Origin of the sequence: Desulfobacter postgatei 2ac9 (assembly GCF_000233695.2) — a bacterium.
GTDB classification, from domain to species: domain Bacteria; phylum Desulfobacterota; class Desulfobacteria; order Desulfobacterales; family Desulfobacteraceae; genus Desulfobacter; species Desulfobacter postgatei.
Genome location: NZ_CM001488.1, coordinates 2,207,412 through 2,225,355 on the forward strand (window position 1 = coordinate 2,207,412; position 17,944 = coordinate 2,225,355).

Sequence of the window (17,944 nt, forward strand, 5' to 3'; positions counted from 1 at the left end):
GTTTATGAATATGGTTTGTCGTCTGATTTTTCATGCAGGATAGAGGCCTTTACCTTTTTAATGCTGTCAAGATAGGTCCGGTATAAGGTCAGATAAAAGGTGAGAGGCCTGGAAAAATTTTTGCCTAGAATTCCGTCCACAAACAATCTGCTGATATGATGCTCATGACGCAGCATGTTCTGGGCCTGGAAAAATATTGCCTTTTCTTCCGGCGTCATGTCTGAAACCACATGTATTAATGAGGACTGGGCCCTGGGCAGGTACATCCAGAAATAAAACAGATCCAGGGCATTAATGATGATCAGTGTTGCCAGATCCCGGACTTCCGAGTTTTTGTTATCCAAAAGTATGCTTGAATTTTCTAAAATATTCAATTCTTCCGTTTCAGGAAACAGCATGATGAGTTGGGAGTAAATATGAAAAAGTTCAGAAATTTTTTTCCGGATATTTTGTTTCCTAAGTCGTGTGTAGACAGAGCGGTCTGCCGCAGCTTCAATAAATCCGGCCACAACATCAGATGCTCCTTTTGAAATGATAGCCGCCCATTTTTGAAGAATCCCGTTAACATTTGGAATATTGAAAGACCCTAAAATAGTTCCTGTTAGTGCACTGAGCACGACGGCAACCGGAATGGAAAGGATGCTCCTGAAAAAATTGCCGGTCACGGCTCCTTTGGGCAGTCCCCTGAAAAAATTATGGCTGGAAAGATATATACCGTTGGCAAGACCCATGACGCTATAAAGCATCACAGGGCCGCTATTTATCGTAATGCCCAATGTTTTGTCCAAAAGGAGTGTTTTAACAAGATAATCCAGAAGGGGGACTGAGAACCCTGTAAATAGAAGGGAATCCGCAAGCCTGTCCCAACTGACGTAGTCGTTCCATTTTAAACGTGATGCCCTTCTAATACCACCTCCGCCGAGTACCGACTGTATCACATTTCTTATGCCCGTTATTCCGAACCACATCAAGGCACCAAAATAGGCCAGAAGCCACCACTCTTTGGTCAGCATGAAGCAAAGCTGGGCCGGAATAAATCCTACAATGACCTTGAAAAAATTTTTAAGCGGGGTGTTCAGGTATTTAAAAGATTTTTTTGATTTTGATTTTTGATCGGATGTTGTAACAAAATTATTTTTTTGTCCCATCAAAGCTGATCGTCCAAGGGTCACCAGATTACCTTTGGAACCGGCGTCAAGCAGGTAAAATTCGGGTATCCACGACCTTTTTATCGTGGAAAATAGCCTGTGTATACCAGGTATCCAGGCAATAGTATCGGAAAGAGATTCAGGAGGGGATGTGGTGGTGCACAGGTTGGTTTTGACATTAACAGGAAGGCGCAGTCTGCCGCCGTTTTCTTTTCTGATTTTTTTCCGAACCCTGAAGGGCAGGGTATCAAGAACCGCAAACCCCATGCCGTAATGCCCCGGCTTACCTGTAGAGTCGGACCCGATTCTTAACTTGATGGGACGGACATCAAACATATGCTTGAATTCGTTAATGTCGTTGAGGATCATAGACAGGTTGTTCAGCCGGTCTTGCTTCTGATGGAGATCATGTTTTTGGACATCTGCAATAATTTTTGAAATAATGCGCTTTAATTTTAATATACTCCCCTGATTGACCGCTTCTTTCAGTTCATTGACGCGCAGCATGACTTCATTGTCCAGGGGATTGTATTTTTTTAGATTGATAATTTCAATTCTATTGATCCTGCCGTAGCTTTCATATAAAAGTTCAAGCACATCTTCAGGCCCAAGCCTGTCAAGATTGAGGGTAATTCGGAAATCGTCAAGAAGTTCTTCAACTTGGTCCAAAAGTGTGCAAAAGCTTACACAAAGCCTTGGGGGGGCAGAATCTCCTTTTTCTTTAACATAATCGTAAAGCCCGCTGAAAAAGTTTGCGCCATCAAGGTATTGTTCAAGAATGTCACTGACCATGAAATCATTCATTGTTTTGGACAGACGGTCAAGGTGCGTTTCGGCCTGCGGAGTGGTTTCTCTCTCTTTTAATCGGGAAATCTCTATTTGAATGGCCTTAATGACTTTTGAGTGGATGAATTCGCCAAGGTATTGAAAGCTTGGCTGACCAGGTCCGACAAAATCGAGAAATTCTTCAGCCACAACAGGCGTCATGGTGATATCAAGATCCCGGCACAATTCCATACGTCCTGACGCATTAAATTCGTCCAACAAGCGATAGAGATATTTTTCCTGGAACTTTTCAAGGGCTTTCCCTTGTTCCATGAACTGAATCACTGATGGTCGGGCAAGAAAGCTCAAAAAGGATTCAAGGTTAGGCAGCCCCCGGGAGACCCAGATAAGAGAGATATATCTGTCCCGGTGAAGGGGCCAGAATTCAATACCGATTCTCAAATCAATTTCCATGATCCTGGCCGCTTCAATCAGCTCCAATGCGCATTTGGGTTCAATATAGTGATAGTATATCACACGCAGGCTTCGAATGCCTTTGATCCAGGCATCCATGATCAGGTGTGTGGCACTTTTTCTGCCCGAGGTGTTTGCATCATGGACATGGTCATCAAAGGTGATCTGATTCCACTCTTCGGGCATTTCAAGCAGATGGTAGTGGTCAAGCAGATGTCGGATAGCCCTGGGTTTGCCAAATGCGGCAATTCTGAAATCGTGGGCCAGTTTAAGCTGATGTTCAGGTTCTCCCTTTGCCCGAACCAGGTCTTTCATAATCTGCAGCAATACCCTGGACGTATTTTTGGGCATGGGACCGCCAACGGTGTCCACAAGATCGTCCTTAAGGCCTGCCAAGGCTTTAAGGCGTCGTGTGATATCACCGCTTTCAATGGATTCCATGAGGTTGACAATGGAATATGCAGCGCGAAGGCCTCTGGATTCTGCAAGTTCTTTTATCCCTAAAGGGTGAAAATAAGGATATAGCAGTTTGCCTGTGTACCCGAGCGTTTTGGGTTCGTTATACACCGAGGTTACAATCTCAATGAGTTTGTAATCCCGCCGGTCAAAAAAGATAGAATTAATGGCCTTCCACATCAAAAAATCCGCCTTAATGTAAATTTACCAGTGCCCTTGCCTCTGAAAGAAAATCCATACCGGGCATGGCAGCCTGGAGCCCAAATGTACGCCCGGACACAAATGGGCATAAAACTCAACACATTTTTGAAAAAATATTTGTTTTTCAAGTTACAATTCCGGCATAAAAACTCCTTTGTTCGCTTCCATCGGCTTTTTAACGCGACAGCAAATTCCATAAAACATACAGAATGATGACGTGTCAAGGAAGAACTATGGATTTAGACTTGCAAATCCATGCGCAATAATATATTTTTCACATCATTAAATGCCTGGGTGGCGGAACTGGTAGACGCAAGGGACTTAAAATCCCTCGGTGCTTAGCACTGTACGAGTTCAATTCTCGTCCCAGGTACCAAGCATATCAAGGCTTTCAGCGTTTCAGTTGGGAGCCTTTTTATTTTGGATGCGGTCACTGTGCCTGAAATTGTGCCCAGCTGATTTTTTTTGCCTAATCCGGTAACCTGTTCACATGAACAGAACTCAAGTCAGCATATATCGTGCCTGCCGTCCCCAGGTTACTCTTTTTGTAGAGCCTGGAATCAAAAACACCCTGACAAAAATTTAAAAATCGGCATCGGAAAAATATATTAAATTAAGGCAGTGAATTTGGGGATTGACAAGCAGACACAATTCCATTAAAAAAAGGGCTCTACGCCGGAGTGGTGGAATTGGTAGACGCAGAGGACTCAAAATCCTCCGGCCTTCGGGCCTTGTCGGTTCAAGTCCGACCTCCGGTACCAGCTTCCAGGAAGGGTTTTGGCTATTTTAGATAAAAAGTCAAAACCCTTCTTTTTTTAAAATGATCTCCTTATTTTGTGCTCATTCCTTAATACCGGTGGATATAAAATTTTCCTTTTTTGGATTCTTTATATGAAGTACCTTTGCAATCTCGGACCTGTATTGATATATTTGGACCCATGAATATCGAACTTTCTGACAATTTTTATTTTTCAAAGGGTTCTGCCCTGGTATCGGTTATTGTCCTGGTGTTGGTTATGATACTGTTGACAATGCCCTCGTGTCAGGTTGCACAAGCCTCCTATTCCCATCCAGGCCTTGTCCGTTTTCAGAGCCGCATTATAGATTACCGTTCACGGATCAATCCGAGATTTAAAAAAAAGGTGCGCACCAGGACCCGGCTGATCATCGTGCATACTTCCGAGCTGGAACTGGAAAGTACTTTAAGAGTGGTTTCCAGAGGCAAGCGGTTTAAAAACGGCCGGACCACACCCGGCGGGCATGCCAATTATGTTATTGCCAGGAACGGGAGGGTTTACCGGATTCTGGATAAAAAATACCGGGCTGACCATGCCGGCCTGTCCATGTGGGACGGGAGATCTGATGTCAGCGATATCTCAGTGGGCATCGAATTTGTCGGCTACCACGATGCCCCCTTGACTACCAGTCAATACACGTCTGCGGAGATGCTGCTGTTGATACTTAAACGGGCCTATGGACTTCAGGATAAAGATATTCTGACCCACAGTCAGATTGCATACGGCAGACCTAATCCATGGTTTTCCAACAATCACAGAGGGCGCAAGCGATGTGCGAAAAATTTTGACAGAACCCGGGCAGGACTCGGGCCAACCTGGCCTTTTGATCCTGATGTCAGGGCTGGTCGTCTTACACCGGATCCCATGCTGGCCCAGGTGTTTTATTCGACTTCCAAGGCTGTTGTTCATAAAGGCAATACGGCGTTTCAAGTTTTGAAATCCGATGTTATTTCTAAACAAAATTCTGCCTGGGCCATTGCCGGTGAGGATTATAATGCCTCCAGCACGGTCTATGTGCTGCCTGGCGGAAACACCCTGGCGGGTGACAGGGTTGCCTCAAGTTTGGGCTGGGACCGTTTGCCCGTGGGCACAAAGGTATTGCTCAACCAGCAGACGGCACAAGTTCGGCAAGAGGCTAAAGACATCATAAAAATCATTTCCGGACCGATGACCGCCAGGTGCCATGCTGGAGAGGCTTACCATGCGGCCTCTACCATTTATTTTCTTCCCTCGGATCGGATTTTGAGGGGATGTGCAATTTCGAACTGGGATGACCTGCCGTCAGGTACCCGTCTGGTGGTGGGGTATAAAGGCCCTTTTATCATAACAAAAGATAAAACGGCCTATGGGATAGCCGGTGCAAAGTTTAAAGATCCCGGAACCGTTTACCATATTCCGGGCCGGGGTCCGGTCCAAGGCAACAGGATTCCGGATTTCAAGGATTTGCCTAAAGGAACAGGTGTTTACCTGCCAACCGCGGGTTAATGGCAGGAAACCGGCAATAGCTTTTTTTCCGATTCCTTATCCTCCCTTACACATAATTGATATGGGAAGACTTAAATCCCGTTACGGCGGGCATTTGTGTCAAAGCGAAAACGGAAATATTTCAACTGCCTGGAATCCCGGCCTAGGTTATGATATAAAATATGCGGCTGTGCTCGGTATCTTTTAATGAAAGATTAACGGCAACGGTTTGGATTTTTGACGGATTTGATGTGGGCTGACCGATTATGACCGTGTCGGCCGTTGTTCATAAGTACTATTCCAGGAAAGTATTATTTAGCGTGGAAAATAAGAATTATAGCTTAGATAACAATCTTTTGTGTTTGAGAACCGAATGCGGAGAGTATCAATTTAAGATTGGTGGGGAGATTGGGCAGGGTGATGCCGAACGTATTGCAACGGTGATGATCGCTGAAATGGAAAAAGCGAACAAGACCTTTGACGGACAGAATAAGCCCAATCCATATGTCAAACTGCTGCTGGCCAATCTGAATCTGGCAGACCGGTATGTCAGGCTTAGAAACAGATATGATGAACTGCTTAAAGCCCATGAGTCGCTCAAAATACCTCCCGGTGATTCTGTTGTCGATGTGCCGGCTTCTTTAGAGTCAATACCCTTAAAAACGGATGAAGAAAAACCGACTGCCTGTCAAGATGATGATATTTCGGGTTTGACCCTTGAGTTCGAACCCTGCGCCTTCCCTTTACCCATTCCTGAAATAAGGGATACCCCCCGGCCGGAGCCTGACCTGAAGGAACCCGAAAAAAACACCGTGCAGACACCAGCCTCCCCCGGGTTTTTGGTGACACAGGTTCTTGATACCCTGAAAAAAGCCAGAGAGGGCCAGTCAAAACCCGTGGAGACACCGGAAAACGAGGTAAAAATTACGAATCCTGTCCGGCTGGATTCAGCCAAGCCCGCAGACAAGCCTTTCTGCCGGGAAAATCTTCAGAACAGTGGTGATGGCGCGTACCGACTGCCTTCCCTGGATTTTCTTGAAAAGGGGGGCGAGGAGACCGTGGTGGACCATGAGGCCATCAGACGGGATGCTGAATTGCTGGAGCAAAAATTGGGATACTTCGGCATCAAGGGCGAAATCATGGAAGTACTGCCGGGTCCTGTAATCACCACCTTTGAGTACAAGCCCGCCCCGGGTATCAAGATCAGCAAGATCGTCAGCCTGGCCGATGATCTGGCCCTGGCCTTAAGCGCCTTGAGTATCCGTATTGTGGCCCCTATTCCGGGCAAGGATGTCATTGGCATTGAGATTCCTAATCCCGCCATGTGTGTTGTGCCTTTCAGGGATGTTGTGGGCGCTTCAGCCTTTTCTGAAACCAAATCCCCTGCGCCCATCTGCCTGGGTAAGGATATCATCGGAAAACCCGTGGTGGTCGGACTTGAAAGAATGCCTCATCTGCTTATTGCCGGGGCCACAGGAACCGGTAAAAGCGTCGCGCTCAACGCGATGATCTGCAGCATTCTGTATAAATCAAGCCCTGACCAGGTTAAATTCATTATGATTGATCCCAAGCGTATTGAACTTTCATTGTTCAACGACATTCCTCATCTGATTACCCCTGTGATCACAGACATGAAAAAGGCCAATATTGCCCTTCAGTGGGTAGTCAGGGAAATGGAGCAGCGGTATGAGAAACTGGCCCTGCTGCATGTGCGAAACATAGAGCAGTACAATAAAAAAGTCCGGACCACTGATTTGTCACAGATGGATTTGTCGGATATGGACGAGGAATTTACCCCCTTTCCCTATATTGTCGTAATCATTGACGAACTGGCCGATCTGATGATGACCGCCAGCAAGGATATTGAATTTTCTTTGACCCGCATTGCCCAGATGGCAAGGGCTGCAGGCATCCACCTGATTCTGGCCACCCAGCGGCCTTCCGTGGATGTTCTCACCGGTATTATCAAGGCCAACTTCCCCACCCGGATTTCCTTTCAGGTCTCATCCAAGACTGACTCCAGGACCATCATTGATGCCAATGGGGCGGAAACGCTTCTGGGCAGGGGAGACATGCTTTTTGTCCCCCCGGGCACGGCCCGGCTCAAGCGGGTCCATGGTACATATTTGTCCGAACGGGAATTAAGCGCCATCACATCCTTTGTCAAGGCCCAGGGAACACCCCAATATATTATGGATGTTACCATGGAAAAAGAAGAGCCCCAGCATACAATGGCGTTTGACGATGATGAGTATGATGAAAAGTATCAGCAGGCCCTCGACCTTGTCATGTCCACCCGTCAGGCCTCCATATCCGGGGTGCAGCGGGCGTTACGGATCGGTTACAACCGGGCAGCGCGGATTATTGATCTTATGGAAAAACAGGGGGTTGTCGCCCCTTCCGACGGTGTCAGGCCCCGCCAGGTAATCGGGTTTATTGAATGAATAAGATCAAATTAAAGTGGAAGCGGGCATTGCCCAATTTTGTTATTACCGGATTCTTTTTTTTAATGCTGCTGTTTTTATCTTTTTTATGCGGGTCATCGGTAAAGGCCTCGGATAAAGAAGCGTCAGAAAATCAACTGCCCTTCTCCCCGGGAGAGCAGCTTGTATATCAGATCCGCTGGGAGACGATTGAGGCAGGCGTTGCCTCCTTTAATGTTCAGCCCGTGACAAAGGTCGGCGAACAACCTTGCCGGCACTTTTCATTGAAGGTGGAAACCTCTCCACTGGTGGATGTCTTCTATCAAATTCGAGATCAATTTGATTCATATACGAACCTTGATCTCAACCGTTCAGTTCGTTACAGCAAAAAAGAGACAGGGAGCGAACAACGCGATATCCTCGTGCAGTTTGATTGGGAACAAGGTGTAGCCAGATATTCAAATTTTAATGCCCCAAGAGAGCCGATAACGATTCCTCCCGGCACATTTGACCCGCTTGCGGCATTTTATAAAATACGCGGCATGGATTTAGGCGACAAAAAGGAGATCAAATTTCCCATCACTGACGGGAAAAAATGTTTTATGGGCAGAGCAACGGTTGTGGGACAAGAGACCATAACATGTTTTAACACCACCTATGATACCTATGTGATTGAGCCTGAGGTTATCCATTTTGGCGGGGTGTTTGAAAAAAGCGACAAGCCTAGGTTGCGTTTCTGGATTACCAGGGATGAAAGGCGCCTCCCGGTTCGCATCCAGTCTAAAGTGATTATCGGTTCAATCATTGGTGAGCTTGTTTCTATACGCTAACAGTTCATGGCGGTATTATGAGATACCATACGTTTAAATATGGCTGTCGGTAATGAATGTGATCAACTTCAAATCAAAGGATCACTCTTTTAGGCAGTCATAAATGTCTGCTGCGGGGGTCGCACCCTGGCGCAAAATTTTGGGTGGTGTTACGCTTACGTCAACAACAGTTGAACCGGCACCGCCTTGAACCGGCCCTGCGTCCAGGATCAAGTCGGCTTTTTCAACAATTTCAGGGCACAACATATCTATTCGGGTACACCCGGGACAGCCGGACAGATTGGCGCTGGTGCCGGTGACAGGGAAATCAACACTGTTGACCAGGGCCCGGGCCACCGGGTGTCCGGGCAGGCGGATGCCGAGTTTATGGCGTCCTGCAGTAAGCTGGGGGGTAACATTGCCTGCCGCATCAAATACCAGGGTCACGCCGCCGGGCCAGAACCTGTCCATGAGGACCCGGGCCTTGCCCGGAATTCTTGTAACAAGTCCGTTAAGCTGATCCCTGTTTTTTATCAATACCAGAATAGGGTTGTTGCGGGGGCGTTGTTTGAGTTGGAATACTTTTTCAACGGCATCGGCGCACAGGGCGTTGGCAGCCACCCCGTAAAGACAGGACGCCGGAAAAATCACCAGGCCGCCGGTTTTAAGAATGCCGGCGGCCTGGATGATGATGTCCAAATCCGGATTGGTTTTATCCACCCGGATGATTTTGTTTTGGGTCATGTTTTGATTTTTTTAAAATCAGGACTAAAATGGAGCTTCACGTCGGGCAACAACGACATCACGCAAAAGAAGCCGCCTTCCGTGCCACCTTGTCTGCCATTTCCTTTTTAAATGCAGCCAGTTTCTCAGCCACCAACTGATCAGCCACCCCGATGATCTGGGCCGCTGTGATGCCGGCGTTCTGGGCCCCGGATTTGCCGATGGCCATGGTGGAGACCGGAATGCCGGGAGGCATCTGCACCGTTGCTAAAAGCGCATCCATGCCTTGAAGGGCACTGGAATCAATGGGAACACCCAAAACGGGCAGGGTGGTGTGGGCGGCAATGACACCGGCTAAATGTGCCGCATGTCCTGCCCCGCAAATGAGTACCTTGACCCCCTGTTCCCGGGCCTGGGCCGCCAGCTGAACTGCCTTTTCGGGGGTCCTGTGGGCCGAGGCCACGGTGACATAGTAGGGGATGTCGAATCTTTTGAGCATGACCAGGGCGCTTTTCATCACCGAAAAATCAGAGTCAGAGCCCATGATTACACCCACCTGGGGCGGGATGGCCATGCGTTTCAATGCCTTGGCCCCAATATCCTTTCTTTTGAAGCAGTCCTTGAAATCAATTTTAGCACAGGCTTCATATGCAGTATTAATGGCGTCTGCAACCGTATCGCCCAGGGATGTCACCCCAAGCACCCGGCCGCCGGATGCTACCACCTTGCCGTTGTCCATGGCCGTACCGGCATGGAATACCACGGTGTCCTTGACCCGATTGGCTTGATCCAGCCCTGTGATCTCATGGCCTTTTTCGTAAGATCCCGGATATCCGCCCGCAGCAATGACCACACACATGGCAGCCCGTGGATCAATCTTGATTGTATGATTATGCAGGGTCCCGTTGCAGCAGGCTTCCATCAACGGTACCAGGTCGTTTTTCAGCCGCATGAGGATGGGCTGGGTTTCAGGATCGCCAAGACGGGTATTGAATTCCAGTACCCTGATGCTCTCCTTGTCTACCATTAATCCGGCATAGAGAACCCCTTTAAAGGGTGTGCCTTCATTGGCCATGCCTTTAACCGCCGGGATCATCACCTCTTCCATGGCTTTTGTGCGCAGCAGGTGATCCAGGACAGGTGCCGGCGAATATGCGCCCATGCCGCCGGTATTGGGGCCTTTGTCATCATCGTATATCCGTTTGTGGTCCTGGGATTCGGGCAGGGCAAGCACGGTGTTGCCGTCCGTTAGAACGATAAAGGAGGCTTCCTCCCCGTTAAGACACTCCTCCACCACCACCACGGCGCCGGCATCACCGAATTTGTTGCCTTTCAGCATGTCGTCAATGGCGGTGTATGCCTCTTCAAGGCTTGTGCAGACAATTACGCCCTTGCCGGCGGCCAATCCGTCGGCCTTGACCACGCAGGGTGCGCCCAGGGCTTTTGCATAAAGCTTGGCCCGCTTAGGATCGGTAAAGGCTTTGCCCGCAGCACAAGGTATTCCGTATTTGAGCATATGATTTTTGGAAAATACCTTGGAGCCTTCAAGCTGTGCTGCGGCTCCGGACGGACCGAAAACGGCCAGCCCCTTTTCTTGAAAAATATCTGCAATCCCTGCCACCAGCGGACCTTCAGGACCCACAACAGTCAAATCGATCTGATTTTGCTCTGCAAAAGCTGCAAGCGCGTTAATGTCTTCAGCGTTGATATTTACATTCTCAGCCTGGGTTGCGGTGCCTGCATTGCCGGGGGCACAGTATATTTTATCTACAAGCGGGCTTTGGGCGATTTTCCAGACCAGTGTATGTTCCCGGCCGCCGCTGCCGACTACAAGAATTTTCATTGGGCTCTCCTTAAATTCGTTCTTTTATTTTCTTCTATGGCAAGTTCAATGAGTTTGTCCATGAGGACGCCAAATTCATAGCCCGCCTTGGCTGCAGACTGGGGGAAAAGGCTGGTGGCTGTCATGCCGGGGATGGTATTGGTTTCAAGAACATATAATTGGCCGTCTTTCAACAGCATGTCCGTTCTGGAATAGCCTTTGAGACACAGGGTCCTGTGGGCTTGAACGGCAAGCTGATGGACCTTTTGGGTGGTTTGCTCGTCAATGCGGGCAGGGCATATTTCGTCGGTTGCGCCTGCCACATATTTGGCATGGTAATCGAAAAATTCATGGCCTTCACCCGGAATTATTTCAATGACAGGCAGAGCCTCAATCTCCTGATTGCCCAGAACCCCGCAGGTCAGTTCAGTGCCCTTGATATATTGTTCAAGGATCAGGGTGTCATCATTTTGGAATCCTTTTTCAATGGCGGCAGGCAGCTCTTTTTCATTTGATACGATGCTCATGCCTACCGAGGAGCCGGCACAGACGGGTTTGACCACCAGGGGGAAACCAAGATCCTTTACCTTTTGTGGATCTGGGTCCGGGTCCTGGATGGAAATGCAGATATAATCCGGGGTGGGGATGCCTGCCTGGCGGTAAAGTCTTTTGGCGATCAGTTTGTTCATGGCAAGGGCGGAGCCTAAAACACCTGCCCCCTGATAGGGAATGTCTAAAAGATCCAAAAGCCCCTGAACCGTACCGTCTTCCCCAAAGGGGCCATGGAGAATAATCAGGGCCGCATCAATATTCGGTGCATCTGTTACAAGCTTTGCCAGATCAAATTTGGGATCATACCGTTTGATGTCGTATTTTTCTTTATCAAGGGATTCAAATACCTGATTTCCGCTGTTTAAGGATACTTCCCGCTCTGAAGAGACACCACCTGATAACAGGGCCAGCCTGATTTTTTTCATACATTTCTCCTGTGGTATTGATTGGATGATCAGCCTTGAATGATGTTCTGACGCGCTTTTTCGAACTCTTCTTTGGAGATCAGATCCTTTTCATAAAGCCCGTTGATTTCCAGCAATTTACGTTCCGCCCTGTCATCTGCGCTTTCAATGAGGCCGGTATCGGCATAGGGGGAAATGTTGGTGTGGTTTTGCAGCAAGGGGGGCTCTTTGGCTTTGATTTCAAAGGACGCAAGACCGCCGAGCAGTCGTATCTCCACAGTCCTGTCATGGAATTGCGGGGTGCCCAGCACCTCGCTTAACGAGGAAGATGTTTCTCTCATCCTGTGGTAAATGAACCAGACAATGGAGAGTACCAGGATGGCAATGCCTGCCATGATCCATGGAAGATAATGATAAATGCCCTGGAACAGCAACGCGGTCAGGCCGATGCCGGCCAGAAGAAATACGTGGAGCAGCAGGATAAAATATGCAACAAAAATATTTTTAAATAATCCGTCTTTGTCTTTTTTGCGTATACTCATTTTATTTTTCTCTATAATGACGTTTTGTACCGATCCCGGGCCAAGGCACTGCCGGGTCCGTTTGAACAAACCGCATCAAGCTTGGCCATCAGGTAATTTAGTTTTTTATAGTTTGGCCTTTACGTAGACCCGCATCAGAAAGTGAATTCTATTAAACCAGGCAGTGTTTTGCAAGCTATTTTCTTGACACCTAAAGGGCAATACTGTATCACCACTATGCCAATTATTAATTATAGATACGATACCTATGAGCAAGCAAAAGAATATATCAAAGATCAGGAACATCGGGATCATGGCCCATATTGACGCGGGCAAGACCACGGTGACGGAGCGCATTCTCTATTATACGGGAAGGTCCCATAAGATAGGTGAAGTGCATGACGGCGAGGCCACCATGGACTGGATGCAGGATGAGCAGGAGCGAGGGATTACCATTACTTCGGCCGTGACCTACTGTCTGTGGAAAGGGGCTACCATCCAAATCATCGACACCCCGGGCCATGTTGATTTCACCGTGGAGGTGGAACGGGCTTTGCGAGTTTTGGACGGGGCCATTGGGGTGTTTTGCGCCGTGGGCGGGGTGGAACCCCAGTCCGAAACGGTCTGGCGTCAGGCAGACCGGTACAAGGTCCCGAGAATGGCCTTTATCAACAAAATGGACCGCACCGGTGCCGATTTTTTTGCCGCCTGTGATTCCATTCGGAAAAAACTGGCTGCCAATCCCGTAATGATCCAGGTACCCATCGGGGCCGAGGACCAGTTCCGAGGCGTTATTGACCTTCTGACCATGGAGCAGATTGCCTGGAACGATGAGACCCTGGGCGCTGAATACACATCTGGGCCCATTGACGATGAGTTTCTGGATCTGGCTGAAGCGTACCGGGATAAAATGCTTGAAGCAGTGTCCGAACTTGACGACACCATCATGGAAAAATACCTGGGCGAAGAAGAGATCTCCGTGGATGAACTTCGGGCGGCCATCCGAGCTGCCACCATCCGCCGGACCATGGTTCCTGTATTGTGCGGATCAGCCCTTAGGAACAAAGGGATTCAGCCGCTTCTGGACGCCATAGACTATTACCTGCCAAGCCCCAAGGACGTTCCCCCGGTTAAAGGCGAGCACCCCGAAACCGGTGACATCCTTGAATTCAAGCCGGAAAAAAACGGTCCGCTGGCTGCTCTGATTTTCAAGGTATCCATGATCGAGGGCCGAAAACTCTCCTTTGCCCGGATCTATTCAGGGAAAATTGCTTCGGGGGCGGATGTCTTTAATCCTGCCCTGAACCGCAAGGAGAAATTGTCCAGACTTTTAAGGATGCACGCCAACAAGCGCGAACGCCTGGATGAGGCCTCGGCCGGTGATATCATCGGTATTGTGGGGCTTAAGGATTCCGGTACCGGTGATACCCTTTGCAATCCGGACCATCCGGTGTTTTTGGAAAAAATGGAATATGCGCAGCCGGTTATCTCCATTGCCATTGAGCCCAAAACCCATGCCGATCAGGAAAAGCTTGATGATGTGCTGGCAAAATTCATGATTGAGGATCCCACCCTTCAAACCAGCAAGGATGAGGAGACCGGTCAGACCATTTTGTCCGGCATGGGCGAGCTTCATCTCGAAATCATCATTTCAAGGATGGTCAAGGAGTTCAATACCAGTGTGAATGTGGGCAAACCCCAGGTCGTTTACCGGGAAATCATTACAGCGCCTGCAACCGGCCAGGCCGTCTTTGAACGGGAGATTCAGGGTAAAGCCCATTATGCCAACGTTACCGTGGAACTTAATCCCCTGGGCCGGGGCCAGGGGGTTACCTTCAAATCCCTTGTACCCGAGGAAAAAATTGCGCCCCAGTATCTTCAGAATATTGAAACCGCAATCAGGGAGAGCCTGGAGGGTGGGTTTCTCAAAGGATATCCCATTGTGGATATTGAAATTGTCTTGGCTGACGGGTTCAGCGAGGAAGGAAAGGCATCGGAGCTTGGCTTTGGGGTCTGTGCAGCCATGGCCGTAAAAGAGGCCCTGAAAAAAGCCAAAATGGCCTTGCTTGAACCCATCATGGATGTGGAGGTGTTCGTGCCGGATGCCAATATGGGGGATGCCATTGCAGACCTGAATGCCAGGGGTGGCAGAGTGGAATCCATTACCGCGAAATTCGGCATCCAGCTCGTCAAAGCCGTGGTCCCCTTGTCAAGGATGTTCGGCTATTCCACAGCCATTCGTTCCGCCACCCAGGGACGGGGCACCTTTACCATGCAGTTTAAGCGTTTTGATGCGGTGTGATGAAATTATTGAAATATTCTATTCGGGTCCCTTCCTCTTTTTTGCCCTTGCCTTCCAGATTCTCCAGTTCGTTTTGGGCCTTTTCCCGCATCTTTTCATCGTCCAGGGTCTCAATTGCCCGTTCAAGCTGGCGGGCTGCATTTTGTTCGTCATGGATTCGGGCATAATACACCCCGAGATAATAGTTGGACAGGGCCTGTTTTGACTGCCTGGACATGATTTCTGCCATGTGGTAATTGGCTTTTTCAAATCCGGGTTTGCCGCTGCCAAGTACATGTTCAAGGCCCTTTTCGGCTGCCGGCAGATTGCCGTTTTGAATCTGGGCAACGCAGCGGTTAAAAATGGCCCAGTCCCCCAGCAGGGGATCATCTGCCATACTGTCCAGAATCGTTATGGCGCGGGTGTATTCAGTGTTGCTGATGTAAAGCCGGCCTAATTCCAAAAGAATCATCGGTTCAAACGGATCTTTGTTCAGGGCTTTATTGAGCTGTTCAATTCCTTCATTTATTCGTGTGGACCGGCCGTACAAAAGCCCCAGGCCGTAGTGAAACGCCACATTGTCAGGATCGTTTTGCAGGGCAATTTCAATTTTTGGGATGTATGTATCAGTGTCGCCGTAAAGGCCGATGACCCGATATTTGACCATGTTGTAGTCAAAATTTTTTGGTGGTGCGGGTTTGTCGGCAGGCGGTTTGTAATCTGCAAGAATTCCCGATAAATGGGATACCCTGGCTGCTGTGCCTGGGTGGGTTTTAAAGTAATCGGGAATATTTTCAATTCCCTGGTAATCGGCCTGTCTGATTTTCAGCAGACTGTCCAGTATCCCTTGGGGCGAATATCCTGTTTGTTCAAGAAAAAGAACCGCCTTCTGGTCTGCTTCGGTTTCATTTTCCCGGGTATAGGTCAGCATGGCTGACTGCCCGGCAGCCATGGAGCCAATGCTCAGGGCCTGACCCGCTTCCGAACTGCCTGCCGCAGCGCCTACCAGAATGCCGGCCACCATCCCGGCCAGGCTGCCGGTTGCCACTATTTTGGAGCGGTCTATGGACTGGGATACATGTCTGCCCACGGCATGGCCGATCTCATGGGCGAGAATGCCTGCAAGTTCGTCGATGTTATCCAGAGACGCAATTAATCCGCTGTGCACAAAAATATTGGCAGCCGGCATTGCAAAGGCATTAAAGGAGTCGTCATTGACCATAAAAAAATCAAAATGAAAGGGCTGGGGCGGCAATGGCTTGACAATGGCGTTGCCCACAATTTCGATCATCTTCTGGGCAACGGGATCATAAAGAATGACATCTTTATTTTTCATGAGTTGTAAATATTCTTTGCCAAGTTTAAGTTCATCGGGAATGGAGATGGCAAAGGTGCTGGTCGGGCATAAAAGGACAAAGAACAGAATAAGGCTTACAGCCTGTTTTAATTGTGTCATGTTTACCAAGAGCTGTTTTTTTTGACGGTTGACGGTTTTGTCAGAGGGCGGCCACATCGATGAATTCAGTATTCTCCATGGATAATTCAATACGGAAGATATAATTATTGATTTTAAAGGAGAGGCGTCTGTTTTCCGTGTAAGTGTCGTTAATGGACAGAGAAATTGCCGAACTGATGGTTAATGCCTTGGGCTGGCCGTAGCAGGCATTCAGGTCATATGCTTCTTCTACGGCTTTTATCAGCTGCCCCATGAGCTGGTTTGTGATTTCCCCGATGGTATCCGGCACTTCAGGGTCGGAAGTGGAGACGGCCAGTTCATCTTCGGGCATGCCCATGTTGATCATGTAATGCCTGTAAATTTCAAATGCAGCTTCCTCACTGAAATTGAAAATCACAAGACCCATATAGTCTCCGTAGAACTGAACAAAACAGGTTAGATCCGGTCTCATGGATATTCTGGTGATTTTCTGGATGGTGTTGGCGTAGTTTATTTCTTTCCCTGTGCTTTTTTCAAGTATGTGTTGGGTTGTATTCAGGAAAATTTTGGCAATACTGTCGATGGAATGATTGTTTGATATTTCCATTGTGGCTCCTTCATGGAATCTCGTGGTGTTATCGGGTCGGGTGATGTTTTGATAGTTTTAAAATTATGGACAAAACAGGGTAAAATGTCAAATTCTTATCGCTCGCCTCGTTTATAAGCCGCCCCCAGCCAGGCCGGCGCATTTAGGCGTCTTGGATTTTTAAAAGATATGGCCAAAAGGATGATCAGGGTACACAGGTAGGGCAGCATGGCCAGAAAATTGGGGGATATCCCCAGGGGTTGGAGCAGGTATTGGAGTACAAAAATGCCGCCAAAAAGGAATGAGGCAAAAATGGCCCGGCCCGGATTCCACAGGGCAAATATGGTCAGGGCAATGGCGATCCAGCCGCGGCCGGCAGTCATGCCTTCCACCCAGGAGGATGAGTAGGAAATCGACAGGTGGGCCCCGGCAAGTGCTGAGAAAACACCACCCACCAGAACGCAGGCATATCGAATCAAAGAGACGTTTACTCCCTGGCTCTCTGTGGCTTTGGGATTTTCTCCGGTGGATCTGATCTGAATGCCCATGCGGGTGAGTTCCATGAAAAACCAGGCGGCTATGGCCAGGACAATGGCCAGGATCAGGGTCGCATAATGAATGCGAGATCCCGGCAGTACGCCTAAAATGGCTGCGTCAGGCAGGGCATCAGTACCCGGAAATCCAAACCGGGTTTTCCCCTTCCATGGCCCCACAATAAGCATGGTTAAAAATTCTGCACAGATATAGTTGAGCATCAGGGTGGTGATGACCTCGTTGATGGCATATTTAATTTTCAGTATGGCCGGTATAATGCCCCATAATGCACCGCCGATGAAGCCGGCTGCAAATATCAACGGAACGATAAGAGCAGAGGGCAGGGCGTTTCTCAGATGCTGGGCCGTCCATGTGGCAAAAATGCCGCCCATGAGCAGCTGGTCCTCGGCGCCGATATTTGGTTATAAAGGACCTTAAAGGGGTGATATTGTAGCGGTTACTTGTGGTAATCCGTATCATGGGTAATATATCTTTTAAAAGTGTTGAGTCTTGAGTCTTGAGTAGTGAGATTTAAAAACAAGCTGTTTT

At 48.6% G+C, this 17,944-nt stretch carries 12 protein-coding genes and 2 tRNA genes; 6 read left to right on the plus strand and 8 right to left on the minus strand.

All coding sequences use genetic code 11. From position 1 onward, the window contains the following. Positions 1–2: 2 nt before the first annotated feature. Positions 3–3,023 (minus strand): hypothetical protein, encoded by a 3,021-nt coding sequence (locus DESPODRAFT_RS10140; protein ID WP_004073330.1) that lies wholly within the window; start codon positions 3,021–3,023, stop codon positions 3–5. 309 nt (positions 3,024–3,332) lie between these two features. On the opposite strand from DESPODRAFT_RS10140, the gene DESPODRAFT_RS10145 reads away from it, so the two are divergent. The 5 genes from DESPODRAFT_RS10145 to DESPODRAFT_RS10170 all read left to right on the plus strand — a co-directional run bounded on the left by DESPODRAFT_RS10145 (position 3,333) and on the right by DESPODRAFT_RS10170 (position 8,558). After that, positions 3,333–3,420: transfer RNA gene (locus tag DESPODRAFT_RS10145), tRNA-Leu, on the plus strand. 298 nt (positions 3,421–3,718) lie between these two features. Next, positions 3,719–3,805: transfer RNA gene (locus DESPODRAFT_RS10150), tRNA-Leu, on the plus strand. 177 nt (positions 3,806–3,982) lie between these two features. Continuing rightward, entirely contained in the window at positions 3,983–5,326 is a 1,344-nt protein-coding gene (locus DESPODRAFT_RS10155) for an N-acetylmuramoyl-L-alanine amidase (RefSeq protein ID WP_004073331.1), read from the plus strand. Between the two features lie 245 nt (positions 5,327–5,571). Further along, positions 5,572–7,749, plus strand: a complete 2,178-nt coding sequence (locus tag DESPODRAFT_RS10165; RefSeq protein ID WP_004073332.1) for a DNA translocase FtsK — start codon at positions 5,572–5,574, stop codon at positions 7,747–7,749. Then, positions 7,746–8,558 carry a DUF3108 domain-containing protein gene (locus DESPODRAFT_RS10170; protein WP_004073333.1) on the plus strand — a complete coding sequence of 271 codons (813 nt, stop codon included), beginning with the start codon at positions 7,746–7,748 and terminating at the stop codon, positions 8,556–8,558. Before DESPODRAFT_RS10165 ends, DESPODRAFT_RS10170 begins: the two co-directional genes overlap by 4 nt. 81 nt (positions 8,559–8,639) lie before the next feature. Here the strand turns inward: DESPODRAFT_RS10170 and DESPODRAFT_RS10175 are convergent, their stop codons facing one another. The 4 genes from DESPODRAFT_RS10175 to DESPODRAFT_RS10190 are packed head-to-tail and all read right to left on the minus strand — an operon-like array spanning position 8,640 to position 12,580. Then, on the minus strand, positions 8,640–9,281 hold the full coding sequence (locus DESPODRAFT_RS10175) for an L-threonylcarbamoyladenylate synthase (protein WP_004073334.1): 642 nt from the start codon (positions 9,279–9,281) through the stop codon (positions 8,640–8,642). Between the two features lie 58 nt (positions 9,282–9,339). Beyond that, the gene (gene purD / locus DESPODRAFT_RS10180) at positions 9,340–11,103 is read right to left on the minus strand and encodes a phosphoribosylamine--glycine ligase (RefSeq protein WP_004073335.1); all 1,764 of its coding nucleotides are present in this window, start codon (positions 11,101–11,103) and stop codon (positions 9,340–9,342) included. Next, positions 11,100–12,059: a D-alanine--D-alanine ligase family protein gene (locus DESPODRAFT_RS10185; protein ID WP_004073336.1), complete on the minus strand. Its 960-nt coding sequence runs from the start codon at positions 12,057–12,059 to the stop codon at positions 11,100–11,102. Before DESPODRAFT_RS10185 ends, purD begins: the two co-directional genes overlap by 4 nt. A 29-nt stretch (positions 12,060–12,088) precedes the next feature. Next, positions 12,089–12,580 (minus strand): hypothetical protein, encoded by a 492-nt coding sequence (locus DESPODRAFT_RS10190; RefSeq protein ID WP_004073337.1) that lies wholly within the window; start codon positions 12,578–12,580, stop codon positions 12,089–12,091. 247 nt (positions 12,581–12,827) lie between these two features. On the opposite strand from DESPODRAFT_RS10190, the gene fusA reads away from it, so the two are divergent. Further along, on the plus strand, positions 12,828–14,861 hold the full coding sequence (gene fusA, locus DESPODRAFT_RS10195; RefSeq protein WP_040015934.1) for an elongation factor G: 2,034 nt from the start codon (positions 12,828–12,830) through the stop codon (positions 14,859–14,861). Here fusA and DESPODRAFT_RS10200 read toward each other — a convergent pair. The 3 genes from DESPODRAFT_RS10200 to DESPODRAFT_RS21065 form a co-directional block, all read right to left on the minus strand. Then, the gene (locus DESPODRAFT_RS10200) at positions 14,839–16,296 is read right to left on the minus strand and encodes a M48 family metallopeptidase (RefSeq protein ID WP_245531888.1); all 1,458 of its coding nucleotides are present in this window, start codon (positions 16,294–16,296) and stop codon (positions 14,839–14,841) included. The genes fusA and DESPODRAFT_RS10200 overlap by 23 nt on opposite strands. A 40-nt stretch (positions 16,297–16,336) precedes the next feature. Then, positions 16,337–16,882 (minus strand): DUF3334 family protein, encoded by a 546-nt coding sequence (locus DESPODRAFT_RS10205; protein ID WP_004073340.1) that lies wholly within the window; start codon positions 16,880–16,882, stop codon positions 16,337–16,339. Positions 16,883–16,977: 95 nt separating this feature from the next. Next, on the minus strand, positions 16,978–17,811 hold the full coding sequence (locus DESPODRAFT_RS21065; protein ID WP_371905021.1) for an ABC transporter permease: 834 nt from the start codon (positions 17,809–17,811) through the stop codon (positions 16,978–16,980). Positions 17,812–17,944 lie beyond the last annotated feature (133 nt).